At 70.1% G+C, this 18,778-nt stretch carries 17 protein-coding genes and 4 pseudogenes; 11 read left to right on the forward strand and 10 right to left on the reverse strand.

The window, feature by feature from the left end:
- Positions 1–156: 156 nt before the first annotated feature.
- Positions 157–329: pseudogene (locus AMK33_RS44285) on the reverse strand (pirin family protein); the annotation flags it as partial.
- 111 nt (positions 330–440) lie between these two features.
- Between AMK33_RS44285 and AMK33_RS35635 the strand changes: the two are divergent.
- Complete coding sequence (locus AMK33_RS35635) at positions 441–1,568, forward strand: tyrosine-type recombinase/integrase (protein WP_073937174.1); 1,128 nt, start codon at positions 441–443, stop codon at positions 1,566–1,568.
- Positions 1,569–1,755: 187 nt separating this feature from the next.
- Here AMK33_RS35635 and AMK33_RS35640 read toward each other — a convergent pair whose 3' ends face one another.
- Positions 1,756–2,352 (reverse strand): hypothetical protein, encoded by a 597-nt coding sequence (locus tag AMK33_RS35640; RefSeq protein ID WP_443030948.1) that lies wholly within the window; start codon positions 2,350–2,352, stop codon positions 1,756–1,758.
- Positions 2,353–2,402: 50 nt separating this feature from the next.
- On the opposite strand from AMK33_RS35640, the pseudogene AMK33_RS43135 reads away from it, so the two are divergent.
- Together AMK33_RS43135 and AMK33_RS44290 are read left to right on the forward strand one after the other, a co-directional pair.
- Positions 2,403–2,545, forward strand: a pseudogene (locus tag AMK33_RS43135) (chlorite dismutase family protein); the annotation flags it as partial.
- A gap of 127 nt (positions 2,546–2,672) precedes the next feature.
- Positions 2,673–2,864 (forward strand): annotated as a pseudogene (locus AMK33_RS44290) (cytochrome ubiquinol oxidase subunit I); the annotation flags it as partial.
- A 4-nt stretch (positions 2,865–2,868) separates the two neighbouring features.
- Here the strand turns inward: AMK33_RS44290 and AMK33_RS35650 are convergent.
- The 4 genes from AMK33_RS35650 to AMK33_RS35665 form a co-directional block, all read right to left on the reverse strand.
- Positions 2,869–3,165 (reverse strand): antibiotic biosynthesis monooxygenase family protein, encoded by a 297-nt coding sequence (locus AMK33_RS35650; RefSeq protein ID WP_073937175.1) that lies wholly within the window; start codon positions 3,163–3,165, stop codon positions 2,869–2,871.
- Between the two features lie 29 nt (positions 3,166–3,194).
- On the reverse strand, positions 3,195–3,647 hold the full coding sequence (locus AMK33_RS35655; protein ID WP_073937176.1) for a cupin domain-containing protein: 453 nt from the start codon (positions 3,645–3,647) through the stop codon (positions 3,195–3,197).
- A 23-nt stretch (positions 3,648–3,670) separates the two neighbouring features.
- Positions 3,671–5,041: an NAD-dependent succinate-semialdehyde dehydrogenase gene (locus AMK33_RS35660; RefSeq protein ID WP_073937177.1), complete on the reverse strand. Its 1,371-nt coding sequence runs from the start codon at positions 5,039–5,041 to the stop codon at positions 3,671–3,673.
- Between the two features lie 191 nt (positions 5,042–5,232).
- Positions 5,233–6,528 carry a CitMHS family transporter gene (locus AMK33_RS35665; RefSeq protein ID WP_073937178.1) on the reverse strand — a complete coding sequence of 432 codons (1,296 nt, stop codon included), beginning with the start codon at positions 6,526–6,528 and terminating at the stop codon, positions 5,233–5,235.
- 356 nt (positions 6,529–6,884) lie between these two features.
- Between AMK33_RS35665 and AMK33_RS35670 the strand changes: the two genes are divergently transcribed.
- The 8 genes from AMK33_RS35670 (at position 6,885) to AMK33_RS35705 (ending at position 14,161) form a co-directional block, all read left to right on the forward strand.
- On the forward strand, positions 6,885–7,598 hold the full coding sequence (locus AMK33_RS35670) for a FadR/GntR family transcriptional regulator (RefSeq protein ID WP_073937179.1): 714 nt from the start codon (positions 6,885–6,887) through the stop codon (positions 7,596–7,598).
- Positions 7,599–7,835: 237 nt separating this feature from the next.
- Complete coding sequence (locus AMK33_RS35675) at positions 7,836–8,528, forward strand: aspartate/glutamate racemase family protein (protein WP_079195086.1); 693 nt, start codon at positions 7,836–7,838, stop codon at positions 8,526–8,528.
- Entirely contained in the window at positions 8,525–9,361 is an 837-nt protein-coding gene (locus tag AMK33_RS35680) for a sugar phosphate isomerase/epimerase family protein (RefSeq protein ID WP_073937180.1), read from the forward strand. The genes AMK33_RS35675 and AMK33_RS35680 overlap by 4 nt, the downstream gene beginning before the upstream one ends.
- Positions 9,362–9,398: 37 nt before the next feature.
- Positions 9,399–10,481, forward strand: a complete 1,083-nt coding sequence (locus AMK33_RS35685) for an isocitrate/isopropylmalate dehydrogenase family protein (protein ID WP_073937181.1) — start codon at positions 9,399–9,401, stop codon at positions 10,479–10,481.
- An 86-nt stretch (positions 10,482–10,567) separates the two neighbouring features.
- Positions 10,568–11,830 (forward strand): 3-oxo-tetronate kinase, encoded by a 1,263-nt coding sequence (gene otnK, locus AMK33_RS35690; RefSeq protein WP_073937182.1) that lies wholly within the window; start codon positions 10,568–10,570, stop codon positions 11,828–11,830.
- Positions 11,827–12,471, forward strand: coding sequence for a 3-oxo-tetronate 4-phosphate decarboxylase (gene otnC, locus AMK33_RS35695; protein ID WP_073937183.1), 645 nt, complete (start codon positions 11,827–11,829; stop codon positions 12,469–12,471). Before otnK ends, otnC begins: the two co-directional genes overlap by 4 nt.
- Positions 12,472–12,520: 49 nt before the next feature.
- Positions 12,521–13,012 carry a ribonuclease E activity regulator RraA gene (rraA, locus tag AMK33_RS35700; RefSeq protein WP_073937184.1) on the forward strand — a complete coding sequence of 164 codons (492 nt, stop codon included), beginning with the start codon at positions 12,521–12,523 and terminating at the stop codon, positions 13,010–13,012.
- 3 nt (positions 13,013–13,015) lie between these two features.
- Positions 13,016–14,161: a DUF475 domain-containing protein gene (locus AMK33_RS35705; RefSeq protein ID WP_073937185.1), complete on the forward strand. Its 1,146-nt coding sequence runs from the start codon at positions 13,016–13,018 to the stop codon at positions 14,159–14,161.
- A gap of 123 nt (positions 14,162–14,284) precedes the next feature.
- Here the strand turns inward: AMK33_RS35705 and AMK33_RS35710 are convergent, their stop codons facing one another.
- From AMK33_RS35710 to AMK33_RS35730, 4 genes and pseudogenes are all read right to left on the reverse strand, one after another.
- Entirely contained in the window at positions 14,285–14,986 is a 702-nt protein-coding gene (locus tag AMK33_RS35710) for a GNAT family N-acetyltransferase (RefSeq protein ID WP_073937186.1), read from the reverse strand.
- 409 nt (positions 14,987–15,395) lie between these two features.
- Positions 15,396–16,186: pseudogene (locus AMK33_RS40875) on the reverse strand (IS5 family transposase).
- Positions 16,187–16,299: 113 nt separating this feature from the next.
- Complete coding sequence (locus AMK33_RS35725) at positions 16,300–17,550, reverse strand: IS701 family transposase (protein ID WP_073937188.1); 1,251 nt, start codon at positions 17,548–17,550, stop codon at positions 16,300–16,302.
- A gap of 222 nt (positions 17,551–17,772) precedes the next feature.
- Positions 17,773–18,771: a LacI family DNA-binding transcriptional regulator gene (locus AMK33_RS35730; protein ID WP_201263139.1), complete on the reverse strand. Its 999-nt coding sequence runs from the start codon at positions 18,769–18,771 to the stop codon at positions 17,773–17,775.
- Positions 18,772–18,778: the final 7 nt, after the last annotated feature.

Genomic DNA, 18,778 nt, shown 5'->3' on the forward strand with positions numbered 1-18,778 from the left:
CCACTTCCCAGGACGCAACCTGCCTTGAGAACTGCGGACAGCTTCAGAGATGCCTGGGAGGCAGGAACGAAGACCCGCGCCAGGGGATGGCCACCTCGCCGGGCGGGCGCGGCAGCGATCCTGACCCCCTTGGTTCAGGACCCGCGTTTCCGCAGGTCAGCGCACCCTTCCTCGCGGCTTCAAGGGTGCGTTCGGCAGTTCCGGCGCGGGCAGCGGAGCCCCGTCGTACCCCTGTACCTCGCCGAAACGTGACCCCTTCATCCAGTCCTCGCGAGCCTGCACATGTCGTCGTGCGACCGTCCGATGAAGTTCCACCACACAGCGAACTCCATCAGCGTTTCCGCACGTCAACGGCGTTTCGGATGCCTGGCGGTCAGCAAACTGTCAGCATCAGTCGCGGGAGTCGGTCGGCCATGGGGCGGGATTCGCTGGTTCGTGGGATGGGGTCGTTCTTCAAGGAGTGCGGTCATCCGCGGTCGCGGTGGTCGAAGTGCCCGCACTCCTACAAGATCCGCTACTGGTCGGCATCCGGGAAGCAGGTGGAGGAGCCGGGGTTCACCACCCAGGACGATGCCATCGGGCGGTTGACGGATGTCTACAAGGCCAAGAAGGCCGCGCCACGCAACCAGGTGAAGGCGGAGCGGGTCTCGCTCTACAGGGCGATGCGGTTCGGTGAGTATGCCGCGGAGTGGAAGGCCGGCCAGCGTGACCTGGGCCCGGCCTCGGAGCGGCATCCGGAGTCCCTGCTGGAGCATCACATGCTGCCGCTGCTGGGCAGCCGGCGGATGAACACCTTCGATCCCGGGGTCGTCGATGGCTTCATCCGGTCCATGGAACGCGTCGGCGTGGGCTTGACCACCCGGGTCAACGCCTTCGACAAACTCAAGGCCATCCTGCTGGACGCCCACCGCCTCGGCCTCTTCGACGACCACCCCCTGACGGGCGTGAAACCCCCGCAGTATGCCCCCAAGCGCGCCGTCATCCCCTCACCGCAGCAACTGCGGCGGATACGCGAGGCCGGCGACGACCGCTTCCGGCTGATCACCGACCTGATGAGCGGCTGCGGCATGCGCAACGGCGAGGCCGCCGCCGTCAACCTGCGCAACATCGTCGCCGACGACGTCTACCGCATCACCGAACAGGTCAACCAGACCACCGGCACGTACGCCCGCCTCAAACACCGCAAGAACGGTGAATACCGCGACGTCCCCCTGCCCACCCGCGTCAAGCAGACCATCGAGCGGTACGCCGACACACACGGCACCACCGACGGCTACCTACTACGCCACCCCCAAGACACCACCCGGCCGTTCCCGCACTACTACCTCAACAACCAATGGCAGCACATCAAGAGGACCCGTGAGGCAGACATCCCCGAAGGGACGGTGCTCTACAGCTTCCGGCACTTCTTCGCCTCCAACTGCCTCACCCACAACATTCCCATCACCGACGTCGCCGATTGGATGGGCCACAAGAACATCGACGTCACCTTCAAGATCTACCGACACCTCATGCCCGGCACCATCAGCACCGCCGCCACCATCCTCAACCACCACCTCACCGCATGAGCTCTGTACAGAAGCCTGGAGGATTTCCATAGGAAGCCATGATCAGAACATCGACGCCGCGCTTGTACCCACAACGATCGGTTACCCGAATATGCTCTACGTAGCATCCGTTCCCGCAACGCCCGGCAATCTCAAGCGGATTGTCGCCGCATCCCTCATGGACATCACCATCAAGTGGTACGACGACTCATCCGATCAGATCTACGACCTTCTGTTTTCCCGCCATTGACCGGCCGGAGCAAACACCGAACCAGCACCGGAAAATCTGCTGCTGGGTGAGGACGGAGATACGGACGCGTCCGCGTAACCGCAGCATGCCCAACATGGGCTGAGGATGGTTACCATCAGCAGCGTGCCCTGCCGCGGGGGTGGCACCGACGTAGAAGCGACCGTCCCGCTGGGGGTGGGCACCGACGTGGTCGCGAGGACCCGTCGGCGGGGCGGGTGCGGGGCCGTCGGTCAGCGTCCGCTGGAGGTACCCCCTCTCCAGCGCCTCGCAGAACCGCACGACGCCCCAGTCCGCGACGAGGAACTTCAACCGTGCCCGGTTGCGCAACCGGCGATAGCCGTAATCACGGAAGACAGAGACAACACCCGCCCAGATCTCCGGCATCTCCTCAAGCGTGACGAAGACTCCCAGCCACTGCGCGAGCATGAAGTTGGTCGACAGTCCGCCGCCGACCCAAACGTCGAAGCCGAGACCGAGGCCCGGGTGGTGCACGCCGACGAAGGACACGTCATTGCTCTCATGAACGACGTCCTGCAGCGGTGAACCACTGATCACCGTCTTGAACTTGCGCGGCAGGTTCGAGAATGCCGGATCGGTACCTGCTCGAGGCCGACGAACTGCACCGCATCGTCGACCTCATGCAGCACCTGCGCAACTCCCGCACCAGGCTGTACGTACGCGAAGGGAAGTCCCCTTCTGCACCGGGCGTCGCAAGGCCGTCGCCGAACTGGTCGACGACCTGGCCTGACCCCGCCAGGTAGACGGCCACCAGGTCCGCCCCCGCTCTGAGCAGCGCCCCGGTCGGCGCGCACCCCAACCGACACAGCCGCCTCCACGCTCATGGACTCCCAGGCGGCAAGAGAGAACGAACAATCATGACAACCCTGGCCCAACCACCGGCAACATCTCGCAGATCGCCGGGTAGTGCCGTGGTGAAGTGGGTCATCACCACCGATCACAAGACGACCAGCACGCTGTACCTGGTCACCTCATTCGTCTTCCTCTGCGTCGGCGGCCTGATGGCGCTGGTGATCCGGGCCGAGCTCGCCCGTCCGGGAACGCAGGTCGACGTCACGGTGCGAGGACGGACTCCACGTGTTCGACCCTTGGCGGGGCCTCGAAGTGTGGTCCGGCCAGTGCTCGCCAGCGGGCGAAGCCCTCGGAGGCGCGGAAGGTGACGGTGTGGTGCTCGACCGTCTCCCAGCGGACCATCAGCCGGTAGCGCGAGGGATGCTCGATACTGCGGTGCAGGTCGACGCCGTGGCAGCCGTCGGCCGCGAGGAAGTAGGGAAGGGCCTCGGTGACGGCCCGCTCGAATTCCTGCTCCTGGCCCGGACGGATCTCGATCTGGGCGATTTCGGTGATCACGGTGATGTCCTCCCCCAGGGGCCGTGGTGTCAGTCGTGGGCGGCGGCCTTGCCGTGCTCGGCGTCGACGCGCGCGGTGACGCCCGTCTCCACGAGGGTGCGGGTGGCGTCGACGGAGGCGTAGATCCACAGGATGCGCATGGGCTCGGTGGCGGAGGCGTTGCGGAACCGGTGGGGCGTGCCGGCCGGGACGTAGGTGGTGTCGAAGCGGGTCACGTGGTGTTCGGTGCCGTCGATCTCCACGAGGGCGTCGCCTTCGAGGATGGTGACGCTCTCGGGGCAGTTGTGGGTGTGCAGGGCGATGCCGGCGCCGCCGTCGAAGAGGGTCTGGCCGGTGAGGAAGACCTCGGCGCCGGCCGCCTTGGTGACCAGGGGGATGGTGCGGGCGCCGCCGCCGCGGCTGAAGGCGGTCAGTTCGGCCGGGCGCAGGACGACGGGCGGGAAGGGGGCGAAGCAGGGTTCGCCGGTGGGGTGGTGGTGCACGGTGTTTCTCCAAGTGGGGGTGGTCAGGCGGCCGGGCCGATCCAGACGGTCTTGGTGTTGGTGAACTCGCGGACGCCCTCGGCGCCGAGCTCGCGGCCGTAGCCGGACTTCTTGATGCCGCCGAAGGGTAGGCGGGGGTCGGAGGCGACCATGCCGTTGACGAAGACGGCGCCGACGTCGAGGACGCGGGCCAGGCGGCGGGCCCGGTCGAGGTCGCTCGTCCACAGGGCGGCGCCGAGGCCGTACTCGGTCCGGTTGGCCAGGGTGATCGCCTCGTCGGCGTCGGTGACGCGGGTGATGGCCGCGACGGGGCCGAAGGTCTCCTCGTCGAAGGCGGCCATGCCGGGGCGCACGTGGTCGAGGACGGTGGGCGGGTAGTAGCAGCCGGGTCCGTCGGGGACCTCGCCGCCGAGGGCGAGGCGGGCGCCGGCCTCGAGGGTGCGCCGGACCTGGTCGTGCAGGGTGTCGCGGAGGTTCGCGCGGGCCATGGGGCCGACGGCGGTGTCGGGGTCGGTCGGGTCGCCGACCTTCAGGGCGGCCGCGGCGGCCGTGAAGGCGGTGACGAACGCGTCGGCGACGGCGTCCTCCACGATGAACCGCTTGGCGTTGACGCAGGACTGGCCGGCGTTGACGTAGCGGGCCTTGACCGCGGTGGCGGCGGCCTGCGCGATGTCGGCGTCGGCGAGGACGACGAACGGGTCGGAGCCGCCGAGTTCGAGGACCTGCTTCTTCAGCACGGCGGCGGCCTGGGCTGCGACGATCGCGCCGACCTCGGTGGACCCGGTGAGGGTGACCGCCGCGACGCGCGGGTCGGCGATGATCCCGGCGACCTGGTCGACCTCGATCAGCAGGGTCCGGCACAGGCCCTCGGGTGCGCCGGCCCTGCGGACGACCTCCTCGACGGCGAGGGCGCACTGCGGCACGTTGTTGGCGTGCTTGAGCAGGGTGCCGTTACCCGCGGCCAGAGCGGAGGCGGCGAAGCGGAAGAACTGCCAGAAGGGGTAGTTCCACGGCATCACCGCGAGGACCACGCCCAGCGGGTCGTGGACGACGGCGCTCTCGGCGGCGTTCGAGGCGACGGGCCGGTCCGCGAGCTGGGCCGGCGCGTGGTCGGCGTAGTAGTCGCAGGTCACCGCGCACTTCTCGATCTCCGCGCGCGCCTCGGTGATCGGCTTGCCCATCTCGGCGGTGATCAGCGCCGCGTAGCCGTCCCGGCCCTCGTGCAGGACGCGGGCCATCTCCCGCAGCAGGGATGTGCGGTTGGTGATGTCACGTCGGCGCCAGGCGGCCTGCGCCGAGGCCGCCGCGTCGAGGACGCCGTCGACCTCCTGGGGCGACTGGGCGAAGTAGCGGGCGAGTTCGGTGCCGGTGGCCGGGTTCGCGGAAACGATCATCAGGCGGTCTCTCCGGTGTGCTCGACGGTGCGGCGGATCCGGGCGTCGACACCGGCGGCGCCGAGGGCGCCGCCGGTGTCGCGGGTGCGGGTGCGGGTGGCGGGAGTCTCCGGGACGGTGCCGGCCGCGCCGGTGACGACGGCGCGGCCCGCCGGACACGAGGCGACCTACGGCACGTCGCGTGCGTCGGCTCAGGTGACGCTGATGGCTCCGGTGAGGACGGCGAAGGCGATGTAGGCGAGGGAGACGAGGATGCCCCAGCGCAGGGCGTGCTTCTGGAAGTCGCCGAGTTCCGCCTTGACCAGCCCGAGGAGGACCCACAGGGGCGCGCTGGTGGGGCCCATCATGTGCAGGATCTGGCCGATGGCGCCGGCGCGGGCGATCTCGTTGGCGGGGATGCCGTAGTGGGCGGCGGATTCGGCGAGGACGGGGACGACGCCGAACCAGTAGCCGTCGTTCGACATGAAGAAGCCGAGCGGCAGGGCGAGGATCGCGGTGAACAGCGGGATGACGTTGCCCCAGCCCTCGGGGACGATGGCGAGGGCGGCGTCGGCCATGGCCTTGATCATGCCGGAGTCGGTCATGATGCCGGTGAAGACGCCGGCGGCCAGGACGAGGATCATCACGGGGACGGCGTTGGCGGCCTGGCGCTTGATGAGGTCCTGCTGGTCGCCGATGGAGCGGATGTTGACCAGCAGGGCGATGACGAACGCGACCATGAACAGCACCAGGAGGTCGGCGACCTCCATGATGAGCAGAACCATCAGGAGCAGGGTGAGGGCGGCGTTGAACCACATGCGCCAGTCGGCCTCGACCGGCTCGAACGCCTCGCCGGAGGCGATCTCCAGCTTGTAGGCGGCGAGCTTCTCGGGGTCGAGCTTGTGGCGTTCGCGCAGGCCGAGCCAGTAGGCGACGGCGATGATGGCCAGGCTGGTGAGGGCCATGGGGCCGATCATGTGGACGAAGTACTCGGTGGCGCTCAGGTGCAGGACGCTGATGCCGCGGGTGGCGGCGCCGCCCCAGGGGGTGGTGCCGGAGATGGTGCCCAGCGCCATGGCCGCCAGGGTGGCGAGGATGAGGGGGTTGATGCCCAGGCGCCGGTAGATGGGCAGGAACGCCGAGCAGACGATCATGTAGCTGGTGGTGCCGTCACCGTCCAGGGCGACCAGGAGGGAGAGCACGGCGGTGCCGACGACGATGCGGACCGGGTCGCCCTTGGAGGCGCGGACGATGGCCTGGACGATCGGCTCGAAGAGCTTGCACTCCATCATCAGGCCGAAGTAGAGGACGGCGAAGAGGAGCAGGGCCGCGGTGGGCGCGACGGTTTCCAGGCCGTTCATGATCATGTCGCCGAGCTCGGTGCCCTTGCCCGCGATGACGGCGGCGGCGATCGGGGTGAGCATGATGGCGGTGAAGGCGGAGAGGTGTTTCCGCATCACGAGCAGCATGAAGCTGCCCAGTGTGGCGAAACCGAGGACGGCGAGCATCGTTGCTCCTTGGGGCAGGGCTCGGTGGCCGCCGGTCGGGCCGGCGGCACGGGACGGCGCGTGAGGTTCAGTGCGTGTCGGTTCGGGTGACGACCGGCAGCGCACACGGGGCCGTACTCGGCTCGTGCGTCGGGTCGGTCATGGTACGTGCGGCTCCTGTACGGCGGCTCGGAGGGCGCACGGTGGCGGCGGGCGAAGGCCCGGTGGGGACGTCAGGAGTGCGCCTGGCATGGCTGGGACATCCGGGGGGCCGACACGGGGAAGGACACCTGTCGACTTCCGGACAACCGGTTTACCGGATTGCCGGTAGGTAACTAGAATCCGGCCATCACGTCAATACCGAAGTGAGGAAATCGATGGCCGAACTCGCCAGAATCACGATCGAGCCGCGCGAGCCGCTGGCCGCCGAGGTCTCCCGCCGCCTGATCGACTACCTGATGTCCGGCGAGGTGCAGCCCGGCGACCGCATCCCGTCGGAACGACAGCTGACCGAGATGCTCGGGGTGAACCGGCCCACCGTGCGCGAGGCGATCAAGTCGCTCGGTTTCCTCGGCCTGCTGGAGATCCGCCAGTCCAGCGGGACGTACTTCCGCGGCACCGACTCGGACGTGCTCTACCGACTGTTCGAGCTGGGGCTCGTTCTCGGTGAGCGGGGTGCCCGCGACATGGTGCAGGCCCGCGCAGAGCTGGAGATCATAGTGGCCGGCCTGGCCGCACAGGCACGCGACGCGGCCGGCGTCGAACTGCTGCGGGCCCGCCTGACGGCGATGCGGGAGTGCCCGGACGAGGAGTTCCCCGAGGCGGACACCGCCTTCCACGCGGCCCTCGGCGAACTGGCCGGCAACACCGTGCTGCGGGACATGCTCAAGGGCATGCGCGCGATGATCCAGCGTGGCTGGGTGGAGCGCACGGGGGCGGTCCGCTCCCGCGAGGTGGCCTACGACGACCACGTCCCGATCTTCGAGGCGGTCGCGCACGGTGACGCGGACGCCGCCCGCGCGGCGATGGCCCGGCACATGGACGGCGCCTCCCGACGCCTGATGAAGGCGCTCGAACAGCGCGAGGGATAGCGGCCACCGCGAGGCGCCGGGCCGATTCCGGTACCTCGCGGCCCACCCGCACGAACAACCGGTTGACCGGTTGACCGGTTCGGCCTACAGTGGCGGCGCGGCACCGCGACACCACGCTGCCGCCCCCATCTCGGGCCCACCTCCTCCGCCGTCGGGAAACATTTCCGCATCGGCCGGAGGCAGGCCCCCGGTCGGGACCCTTGCCGGTCCCCGCCTACCGGAAGAGGTAAGAACCCGGTGATCGAATCCCCTCCCCTGGTCGCCATGATCCACGCCGTGCCGGCCGCCCACCGCATCGCCCAGGACGCGTTCGCCCAGGAGTTTCCGCAGGCCACGGTCTGGAACGTCCTGGACGACCGCCTGCTGGACGACGCCCGCGAGGCGGGCGGACTCACCGACGCACTGCGCCGCCGCATGCTCCGGCTGATCGCCCACGTCATGGACGGCGGCGCCCAGGGCCTGCTGCTGACCTGCTCCTCCTACGGAGAGGTGGTGGACACCGCCCGCGTGCTGTGGGACGTGCCGGTGCTGAAGTCGGACGAGTCGATGTTCAAGACCGCCCTGTCCGGCCCGCACCGGCGGATCGCCGTCGTCGCCTCCACCCCGCCGGCCGTACCGGCGGCCGTCGCCCAGCTCGAAGCACTCGTCCCGGCCGCCCGCCCGGACCGTCCGGTCGACATCGTGACCGCCCTGAGCGAGGAGGCCGCCGGAGCCGGCCCCGAGGAGGCCGCCCGCCACCTGGCGGACGCCCTCCGCACGGCCGGGGGCTCCGACGCCGACGCGGTGCTGCTGGCGCAGTACTCGCTCACGCCGGCCCGCGACGCCCTGGCGGCCCTGCTGGGTGTGCCGGTGCTGGACGGCGCCGGTGCGGCTGCCCGTGAGCTGCGCGGCCTGCTCGCCCCGGCCGGGGCGTCGGTGGTCGCGCCGTGACCGCGGGCCTGCCCTGGCCGCTGGCCTACACCGTCTCCGGTGACGACTGCGTCTCCCCCATGCCGCTCGGTCACACGGCGCCTCTCGCCGAGGCCGTCCGTGACCTGGCCGAACTCGGCTACGACGGTGTGGAGGTACAGGCCCGCGAGGTCAGCGCCCGGGACGCCGACGCTCTGGCCCGGACCGTCGAGGCCGCCGGTCTGAAGGTCCTGGGCATCGGCACCGGCCCGGTCGCGGCCCAGGACCGGCTGACCCTGACCGACCCCTCGCCCGATGTCCGTCGGCATGCCCTGTCCCGGCTGCTGGGCGCGGCCCGCCTCGCCGGCGAGCTGGGTGTGCCGGTATCCCTCGGTCAGACCCGCGGCACCTTCCTGCCCGGTCTGGAGGACATGCAGCAGGTGTGGGCCGAACGCGCGGTGGAGCGACTGGCCGAGGAGGCCGCCACGCGCGGCAGCCGCCTGCTGCTGGAACCCCAGTCACGCGCCAACACCTCGCTGTGGCACACCCCGGCCGAGGCCCTCGCCTTCACCGGCTCGCTCGACGCGCCGGCCGGGCTGGTGCTGGACACCCACCACCTCGACGCCGAGGGCGTCGACGCGGTGCGGGCCGTCACCGACCACGCCCGTGCCACCGGCTGCCTCCAGCTCGCCGCCGCCTCGACCCGAGGCCCCCTGACCGTCGGTGACCCCCGGCTCCCCGCCCTCCTCACCGCTCTCCGCACCGGCGGCTTCACCGGCTGGCTGACCCTGGAACACACCCAGGACGGCGACAGCACCAAGGCCGCCGCCCGCTCCTGGACCGCGCTCACCGACGCCGCGGCCATCCTGCCCTGACCCCACCACCCCTGTTTCTTCGAGAGGAACCCGCACCATGAGCAGCAAGACCTACCGCCTCGGCGTCCTCGATGGCGACGGCATCGGCCCCGAGATCGTCCCCTCCTCCGTCGAGATCGCCACCGCCGCCGCGCAGGCCGCCGACGTCTCCGTCGACTGGGTGACCCTGCCGCTCGGCGCCGCCGCCATCGAGACCCACGGCACCCCGGTCCCCGAGGAGACCAAGGACGCCCTGGCCGGACTGGACGGCTGGTACCTGGGCCCGCACGACTCCGTGTCCTACCCCGAGCCGCACAAGTCCGCCCTCAACCCGTCGGGCACCCTGCGCAAGCACTTCCAGCTCTTCGCCAACATCCGCCCCGCCAAGTCCTTCCCCGGCGCCAAGGCCGTCTGCGACAACGCCGACCTCGTCATCGTCCGCGAGAACACCGAGGGCTTCTACGCCGACCGCAACACCTTCGCGGGCACCGGTGAGTTCATGCCGACCTCGGACACCGCGATCATGCTGGGCATCATCACCCGTGAGGCCACCGAGCGCGTCGCCCGCGTCGCCTTCGACCTGGCCCGTTCGCGCCGCAAGAAGCTCACCATCGTCCACAAGGCCAACGTCCTCAAGCTCACCACCGGCCTGTTCCGCACCGTGTGCCAGGAAGTGGCGAAGGACTACCCGGACGTGGCGGTGGACGACTTCCACATCGACGCCATGACCGTCCACCTGGTGCGCCGTGCCCAGGACTTCGACGTCATCGTCACCGAGAACATGTTCGGCGACATCCTCTCCGACCTGGCCGGCGAGATCTCCGGCTCGCTGGGCACCGCCCCGTCCATCAACTCCTCCGCCACCACCGCCATGGCCCAGGCCTCCCACGGCTCCGCCCCCGACATCGCCGGGCAGAACGTCGCCAACCCGGTCGCCATGATCCTCTCCGGCTCCATGCTGTTCGAGTGGCTCGGCGCCAAGCACGGCGACGAGAAGCTCGCCACCGTCGCGAAGATCATCGAGAAGGGCGTGGCCGACGCGATCGCCGCCGGCACCTCCACCCGCGACCTCGGCGGCTCCGCGTCCACCACGGAGTTCACCGCCGCCGTCATCAAGGCCATCGGCGCCGGCCAGAACTGACCCGCCTGCTCCGGGGCGGGTGCCTCCGCCGCCCGCCCCGGTCCGCCTCCCGTACCACCCGCACGCCCGAGGAGAGACCCCCGACCATGACCCTGCGCATCGGCTGCATAGCCGACGACTTCACCGGCGGCACCGATGTCGCCGCGGCCTTCCGGCGCGCGGGCCTGCGCACCGCCCTGGTCTTCGGTACCCCGGACGACACCACCGTGCTCCCGGCGGACTGCGACGCCGCCGTGGTCGCCCTCAAGTCGCGTTCGACGCCCGCCGACGAGGCGGTCGCCGACTCGCTCGCCGCCCAGCGCTGGCTGTGGACCAAGGGCGCGGCCCAGGTCTACTTCAAGTACTGCTCCACCTTCGACTCCACCCCGCAGGGCAACATCGGCCCGGTCACCGACGCCCTGATGGACGCCGCCGGCGCCACGGTCACCCTGCACTGCCCGGCCTCCCCGCCCAACGGCCGCACCGTCTACCGGGGCCACCTCTTCGTCCACGACCAGCTGCTCTCCGACTCGCCGCTGCGCCACCACCCCCTCAATCCGATGACGGACTCCTCTCTGCCGCGTCTGTTGTCCGCGCAGACCCGCCACCAGGTGTCCGTCATCGACTGGTCCACCGTGCGCCGCGGCGTCGACGCCGTACGCGAGGCCCTGCTCGCCCATGAGCAGGCCGGGGTCCGGCACGTGATCGCCGACGCCCTGACCGACGAGGACCTCGCCGTCCTGGGCGCCGCCGCCCTCGAACTGCCGGTCGTCGCCGGTGCCGCCGGACTGGCCGAGGGCGTCGGACACGCCCACCCCACCGCCGGTCCGGCCACCGCCGAACCCTGGCCCGGCGAAGGCCGAGCCGCCGTCCTGGCGGGCAGCTGCTCGGCCCGCACGCTCGAGCAGATCGCCCAGTTCTACGCCGCCAGCCTGCCCTCCCTCCACCTCGACGTCCTCGCCGCAGCCACCGGCCGCGACGTCACCGGAGAGGCACTGGCCTGGTACGACGAACAGGACCCGGCCTCGCCCGTCCTGGTTTACGCCTCCGCCTCACCGGAGGAACTAGCCGCCGTGCAGGCTCAGTTGGGTGTCGCCGAAGCAGCCGCCCAGGTCGAGGAACTGCTCGGCACCCTCGCCTCCCACCTCGTGGACCGCGGCGTGCGCCGACTGCTCGTCGCGGGCGGGGAGACCTCGGGCGCCGTCACCACCGCCCTCGGCGTCCGCGCCGTTCTCGTCGGGGAGGAAGCCGACCCCGGCGTGCCGTGGACGTACGCCAGCACCGAGCACGGCGACCTCGCCCTCATGCTGAAGTCCGGCAACTTCGGCGCCCCCGACCTGTTCACCCGTGCCCTCACGGAGGCCAAGTGACCGCCTACGCCGACGAGTCGGCCGCCCGCGCACTCATCGTCCGCACCGCGCGCTCCCTCTTCACACGCGGTCTGACGCACGGCTCGACGGGCAACCTGTCCGTCCGCCTGGCCGACGGCAGCCTGCTGCTCACACCCACCGGATCCAGCCTCGGCACCGTCGAGGAAGCCGAACTCTCCCGCACCGACCTGCACGGCAAGCACCTGGAGGGTCCCCGTCCGACGAAGGAGGCGTTCCTGCACGCCGCCTTCTACCGGGCCCGGCCGGACGCCCACGCGGTCGTCCACCTGCACTCGACGTACGCCGCCGCCGTCTCCTGCCTGGGCGACGTGGACCCCTCCAACGCCCTGCCGCCCCTCACCGCTTACTACGCCATGCGCGTCGGCACCCTGCCCCTTCTCCCCTACCACGCCCCCGGTGACAGCACGCTGGAACCGCTCGCCGAGGAGACGGCCCGCACCCACCACGCCGTCCTGCTCGCCAACCACGGCCCGGTCATCGCCGGCGCCTCCCTGGAGCAGGCCGCCGACGCGATCGAGGAACTGGAGGAGACCGCCAAGCTCCACCTCCTCCTGCGTGGACTCCCCACCCGTCCCCTCACCCCCGAACAGGCTGCCGCGCTCGCACCCACATCCCCCTGACGGCCGGATGAGCCGCGAGCGCGGCAGTCTCCCCAGCGAAGGAGCCCCCATGACAGTCATCCCCGTCCCCACCGCCGACCTCGTCGACCAGTACGGCACCGAACTGCGCGTCTGCGACCTGCAGTTCCGCCAGTTCGGCGCCCACCGAAGCTTCGCCGGCCCCGTACGCACCGTCTCCTGCCACGAGGACAACGGCCTGCTGCGCGACCTGCTCCGCACCCCGGGTGACGGCGCCGTCCTCGTCGTCGACGGCGGCGGCTCCCTGCGCACCGCCCTGGTCGGCGACCTCATCGCCGGCGCCGCCCAGGACAACGGCTGGGCCGGCCTGGTCCTGCACGGCGCCGTCCGCGACAGCGCCGCCCTCGCCGGTCTCCGCCTCGGCGTCAAGGCGCTGGGCACCGTCCCGCGCAAGAGCGCCAAGGACTCCGCCGGAGCCGTCGACGTCCCCGTCACCTTCGGCGGCCTCACCTTCCGCCCCGGCGACGTCCTGCACGCCGACGACGACGGCATCGTCCTCCTCCCCGACCACACGATTGGGTAGCCAGTGGTTCTGAAAACCTTCGGCTGGTCGTTCGCGGTCACCGCGCTCGGTCTGGTCGCAGCGATCCTCTTCGGGGGGTGGACCGCCTTCGGAATCGTGGCGATCCTCTCGATCCTCGAGATCTCGCTGTCCTTCGACAACGCGGTGGTCAACGCCGGCATCCTGAAGAAGATGAATGCCTTCTGGCAGAAGATCTTCCTCACCATCGGCATTCTGATCGCCGTTTTCGGCATGCGGCTGGTCTTCCCCGTCGTCATCGTCGCCGTCAGCGCGCAGCTCGGCCCGATCGAGGCGGTCGATCTCGCGCTCAGCGACAAGGACCGTTACCAGGAACTCGTCACCGACGCCCACCCGGCGATCGCCGCGTTCGGTGGCATGTTCCTGCTGATGATCTTCCTGGACTTCATCTTCGAGGACCGGGACATCAAGTGGCTGGGCTGGCTGGAGCGCCCGCTGGCCAAGCTGGGCAAGGTCGACATGCTGTCGGTCTGCATCGCGCTGGTCATCCTGCTGATCTCCGCCATGACCTTCGCCACCCACGCCCACCAGCACGGCGGCGCCCACGTGGACAAGGCCGAGACGGTCCTGCTGTCCGGCATCGCGGGCCTGATCACCTACATGATCGTGGGCGGGCTGTCCGGCTTCTTCGAGGACAAGCTCGAAGAGGAGGAGGAGCACGAGCACGAGGAGGAGGAGAAGGCCGCGCGGGAGGGCAAGCCCCGCACGGTGGTGGCCATGGCCGGCAAGGCCGCGTTCTTCATGTTCCTCTACCTGGAGGTCCTGGACGCGTCGTTCTCCTTCGACGGCGTGATCGGCGCCTTCGCCATCACCAACGACATCGTCCTGATGGCCCTCGGCCTGGGCATCGGCGCCATGTACGTGCGGTCCCTGACCGTGTACCTGGTCCGCCAGGGCACCCTGGACGAGTACGTCTACCTGGAGCACGGCGCGCACTACGCCATCGGCGCCCTGGCGCTGATCCTGCTCGTCACCATCCAGTACGAGATCCACGAGCTCATCACCGGCTCCATCGGCGTCATCCTGATCGGCTGGTCCTTCTTGTCCTCCGTACGCCGCAACAAGCGGCTCGCGGAAGCCGAGGGAAACGCCGACGACCGTGAGAGCGAGAAGGCAGGCATCACGGCCTGAGTCGGAAAGGGGCGGTGAACGACCGGGTCCGTGACGAGAGCGACAGCACCCGACCGGAACGTCCGGCAGGGTCCGTGGGCACCGCGGCGGGCGGTGCCCACGGCCCACGAGCCGCAGGGACCCTCAAGGCGCGCGGAATCCCCGAAAGGTCACCTGCTTGCGGGTTTCGAAGCCGAGCCGCGTATACAGGCCGATCGCGCCGGTGTTCGTCTCGGCCACGTGCAGGAAGGGACGTTCGTCGCGGGCCGTGATCCGCACGACGAGCTCACGGACGAGACGCGCCGCATTACCTCGCCCGCGCGCCTCGGGAGCGGTACAGACGGCGCTGATCTCGGTCCAGCCCGGAGGCCGCAGCCGCTCCCCCGCCATCGCCACCAGCGTGCCGCTGTCACGGATGCCGAGGTAGGTGCCGAGTTCGCGGGTGCGCGGCCAGAACGGTCCCGGCCGTGTCCGCGCCACCAGGCCGAGCATCTCGGGCACGTCGTCCGCGGTGAGCTCGACCACTCCGGCGCCGGGCCGGACAGGAGGGTGATCGAGCCGGCCCTCACCGCGCCAGACCATCTGACGGCCCTCGAGACGGAAGACCGGCTCCCAGCCGGACGGCGGAGTGGCCGGGCAGCTGAACATGTCGGCGAGTTCGCCCGGAGCGAGCAACTTGGCCAGGTCGTCCCAGTCCGACACGTCCGCGTCGGCGGGCACCACGGAGAAGGTCGTCACCTCCGGCAGGTAGGTGACAGCCCGGCCGAGTCGCCGGGCGAAACGTGCGTGAGGGCCACGGAGTGACCGGCCCACCGGGTCGTCGAGTGCCGAAGTGTCCTGAGTCATCGTGGTGTCGCCCCTCCCGGGGTGTGCGCCGGAGCCGGGCACCACGGCATTCGACGGCGGGGCACCAGACTTCTGCGGCGCAGCAGGCTCTTGTCGCCCCGACCACCTCCCGCGGGCCGGTGCGGATTGCGATCATAAACTCGCGTCTCAAGAGAGGCGTGAGGCGGGTGCGCTTGGGTGGGCACTCACCGCGCCGATTGCACCGGGAACCGGCCCCGCACTGGATCTCCGTTGACCCTCCCCGGGCCAAAGCGCCTGGGCAGCCGCGTCCACTCGGTCCGCGCAGCCTCGAGTGGACAGGCAGAGTCACGGGCATCCCAAGGGCGCTGGCCTTGCAGAAGCAATGGATGCGAGCTGGTTGGTCGCGTAGCTTCCCGAGGCGCGTGTTGTGCATCGGCCGCAAGAGGTCCTAACAAAGCCGTTGGACGTGTCGGTGGGTGATGAGGCAGGTGGCGAGGCCGAGGAAGGCCTCATGGATGTCGTCGCGCCGTTCCCAGCGGGTGCGCAGGCGGCGGAAGCCGTGGAGCCAGGAGATCGTTCGCTCGACGACCCAGCGGAAGATACCCAGGCCGGAGCCGTGCGGCTGGCCGCGTTCGGCGATCACGGGCCGGATGCCGCGTTCCCGCAGCAGTCGCCGGTACTTGTCGTGGTCGTAGCCGCGGTCGGCGAAAAGCATGTCCGGCCGTCTGCGTGGTCTGCCGACGACGCCGGCGACCGGTGGGACCTTGTCCAGCAGGGGCAGGAGCTGGGTGACGTCGCCCGCGGTTTCCGCCGGTCAGCGACACCGCGAGCGGGATGCCCTGGCCGTCGGTGAGGACGTGGTGCTTGCTGCCCGCCGTGCGCGGTCGACCGGGCTGGGACCGCTTTTGGGCCTCTGCGGGCCGCCCTGACGTGGGAGGAGTCGATCACCGCCCTCGACCAGTCCAGCTGCTTTGCCGACCGCAGCTTCTTCAGCAGCACGAGGTGCAGTTGGTCCCAGACGCCGGCCTCGTTCCAGGCGGCCAGGCGCCGCCAGCAGGTCATGCCTGAGCCGAAGCCCAGCTCCTGGGGCAGGCACTCCCACTGGATGCCGGTGTGCAGCACGAACAGGATCCCGCACAGGGCCTGCCGGTCCGGCACCCGTGGCCGGCCCGCCACCAGCTTCGGCCCCGGCTCGGGCAGCAACGGTTCGATGAGCGACCACAGTTCATCGGAGATGATCCACGGCCGCGACTGTCTCTTCTACTCCAGCAGCGGATCGTGTTCTGAGCTGCGTTTTCGGTAGTGGCAGCGGCGGGCGACGGCCTGGCGGTGTCTTCTCCAGGCCGACCACTTCAGTGCGTGGGTGACGGGGTCGCGGTCGGCTCGTGGGTGGGGCAGGAGAGCGTCCAGGAGCCGCCGGATCTCTGCCACGGTGAGCGGGACGAGGGCTGATCCGTTTCTGCAGCCCCCTTTGCGGCCTCGCTGGCCTGGGCGGCGAGTGCCGTCAGGACCGCGTGGGCGAGCATGGCCAGGGTGATGTGCCGATACCAGCCGGGATAGCGGCGGACCTCGTACTCGTCCAGGCCGCATTCGTTCTTCGCGGCCTGGAAGCACTCCTCGATCGCCCAGCGGGAGCCGGCCATCTGGGCCAGCTCGGCGATCTCGACGCCGACGGGGGCGTAGGCCAGGTAGTAGGCCACCTCTTCGGGATCGGACAGGCTGCGGCGGGCCATCACCCAGCGGTGATGGGTCGGCGGGTCGGGGTCGAAGACGAGGTTGGCGGGCAGCTTGGCTGCGGCCCAGCCGTAGACACGCGGGCCCTTGGCGCCGTCGCCGCAGGAGAGTCTCTGCCAGGCATCGGCAGGGGCGTCCTCGATGAGCTGGTCGATGCGCCAGATGCCGGCCAGGGACTTGGTCTGCTGCGACTTGGGCACCGCCACCACATAGCCGACGTCGAGTTGCTCGAGCAGGCGGCGGAAGTGCCAGTCCTGCCCGTAGGCCTCGTCCGCGGTGACCCACGGGGCGGGCAGGCCGGCGGCCAGGCAGCGGCGGACGATGTCCCGGGCCAGCTCTCCCTTGGTCGCGAAGCCGCGTTCGTCGGGGATCTTCGCCGCCCGGCAGCGGTCGCGGTCGGACGTCCAGGCCTTGGGCAGGTAGAGCTCCCGGTCCACCAGGGCCCGGCCCGAACGGGTGGCATAGGCAGCGAATACGCCGATCTGGCAGTTGTCGATCTTTCCTGAGGTGCCGGTGTACTGCCGGCCGGCCCCGGCCGAGGTGGTGCCCTTCTTGATGAACCCGGTGTCGTCAATGATCAACACTCCATGGGGGCCAAGGGACTCACCGACGTAGGCACGGACGTCGTCACGCAGGGCGTCCGCGTCCCAGACGCTGCTGTTCAGCAGCCGCTGGAAGCCGTCCGGTGTGCGGTGGCCTGCCCATTCCGCGAGCTGCCAGCCGTTCTTCCGTGTCGCCCGTCCCAGCAGACCGCGGACGTAGTCCCGCATCCGCCACCGCAGATCCGCCCGAGCGAACCGGCCCGCCACCCGGGCGAACACCGACTCCAACTCCGCAGCCCAGCAACCGACTTCAGTCATGCCCTCCATACCAGGACAACGACAATCACCAGCTCAGGACACGAACCGCTGCTGGAGTACTAAGACGCATGTTGTCACCCGCCGTTGCTCCAGGCGCTTCGTCTGGACAAGCGGCAGAGGCGGCTTGATGACGGGGGCCGAAGCCCGGACCCTGGGCACGGTGGTATCCGGGCGGTCGCGCGGGCGAAGCGAGGACGTCACGGGTCCTGGACCATCGGTCCGAGCTCGGCCTCAGAGGACGGCAAGCCGCTGAGACGAGTCGCGTGCGACGAGTTCGCACGCGACGGTCACACTCCCGTGGTCCTCACCCGCATGGCTGTCGAACAGCCGGTGAGCGGCTTGCCTGCCCAGTTCCTCAAGGCGCATATTGACGCTGCTGAGGGGTGGGCGGGAGCCCAGAGTGAGAGCGTCCCAGTCGTCGAAGCCGACGACGCCGAGGTCGTCGGGGATCCTGCGGCCCAGTTCCCGGGCCGCTTCGACGGCACCGCGGGCGAGCTGGTCGTTCCCGCAGAAGATCGCGTCGATGGTCGGGTCCTCGGTGAGAAGCATGATTGTCGCGGACAGGCCCCACTGTTCGCTCCACTCGCCGATGTAGGGGCGGGAGCCGGCAAGCGTCAGACCGTGGTCCGCGAGCGTCTTCTTGACGCTCTCCAGGCGGACCTGTGTGGCGTGGAACGCGCTCGGCCCGGTGATGTGGGCGATACGCCGGTAGCCTTTTTCGATCAGATGCTCGATGGCCTGTCGTGCGCCGCCGGCTTCGTCCGGGACCACGGAGCGGTCCCGCGGGTCGGAGGAGGGGGCGTAGGCGTACACGATGGGCATCCGTACGGCAGTGGCGACCGGAGGTCGCGCGTCGGTGTGCCGGCCCAGCATGATCACGCCGTCGGCCTGGTGCTTGACGAGCATGTCAAGGTTGCGGCGTTCCAGTTCGGGGTCGCCGTGCGAGTCGCACAGGAGCACCGCCATCTGTTCGGAGCCGAACGCATGGGAGGCTCCCATGAGGACGGGCAGGGTGAACCGCCCGACGCCGTCGGAGGCGATGATGCCGACCGTCCGGCTCGTTCCGTTGCGGAGGTTCTGTGCGAAGGCGTTGGGGGCGTAGCCGAGTTCGCGGGCCGCTGCCAGAACGCGCTGCCGGGTCGCCTCGTTGACCTGAGCCCTTCCGTTGAGCGCCTTGGAGGCGGTCGAGGGAGACACCTGCGCACGCCGCGCCACGTCGGAAATGGTCACCGCGCGC

The sequence above is a fragment of the Streptomyces sp. CB02400 genome (genome assembly GCF_001905725.1).
Lineage (GTDB): Bacteria > Actinomycetota > Actinomycetes > Streptomycetales > Streptomycetaceae > Streptomyces > Streptomyces atrovirens.

Excerpts from the sequence above, each read along its gene's own strand:
- AMK33_RS35635 (WP_073937174.1), top strand. The coding sequence starts at position 441 with ATGGGGTCGTTCTTCAAGGAGTGCGGTCATCCGCGGTCGCGGTGGTCG.
- AMK33_RS35725 (WP_073937188.1), bottom strand. The coding sequence starts at position 17,550 with ATGGAGGGCATGACTGAAGTCGGTTGCTGGGCTGCGGAGTTGGAGTCG.
- AMK33_RS35665 (WP_073937178.1), bottom strand. The coding sequence starts at position 6,528 with ATGCTCGCCGTCCTCGGTTTCGCCACACTGGGCAGCTTCATGCTGCTC.
- AMK33_RS35670 (WP_073937179.1), top strand. The coding sequence starts at position 6,885 with ATGGCCGAACTCGCCAGAATCACGATCGAGCCGCGCGAGCCGCTGGCC.
- rraA (WP_073937184.1), top strand. The coding sequence starts at position 12,521 with ATGACAGTCATCCCCGTCCCCACCGCCGACCTCGTCGACCAGTACGGC.
- AMK33_RS35710 (WP_073937186.1), bottom strand. The coding sequence starts at position 14,986 with ATGACTCAGGACACTTCGGCACTCGACGACCCGGTGGGCCGGTCACTC.
- AMK33_RS35660 (WP_073937177.1), bottom strand. The coding sequence starts at position 5,041 with ATGATCGTTTCCGCGAACCCGGCCACCGGCACCGAACTCGCCCGCTAC.
- AMK33_RS35685 (WP_073937181.1), top strand. The coding sequence starts at position 9,399 with ATGAGCAGCAAGACCTACCGCCTCGGCGTCCTCGATGGCGACGGCATC.
- otnK (WP_073937182.1), top strand. The coding sequence starts at position 10,568 with ATGACCCTGCGCATCGGCTGCATAGCCGACGACTTCACCGGCGGCACC.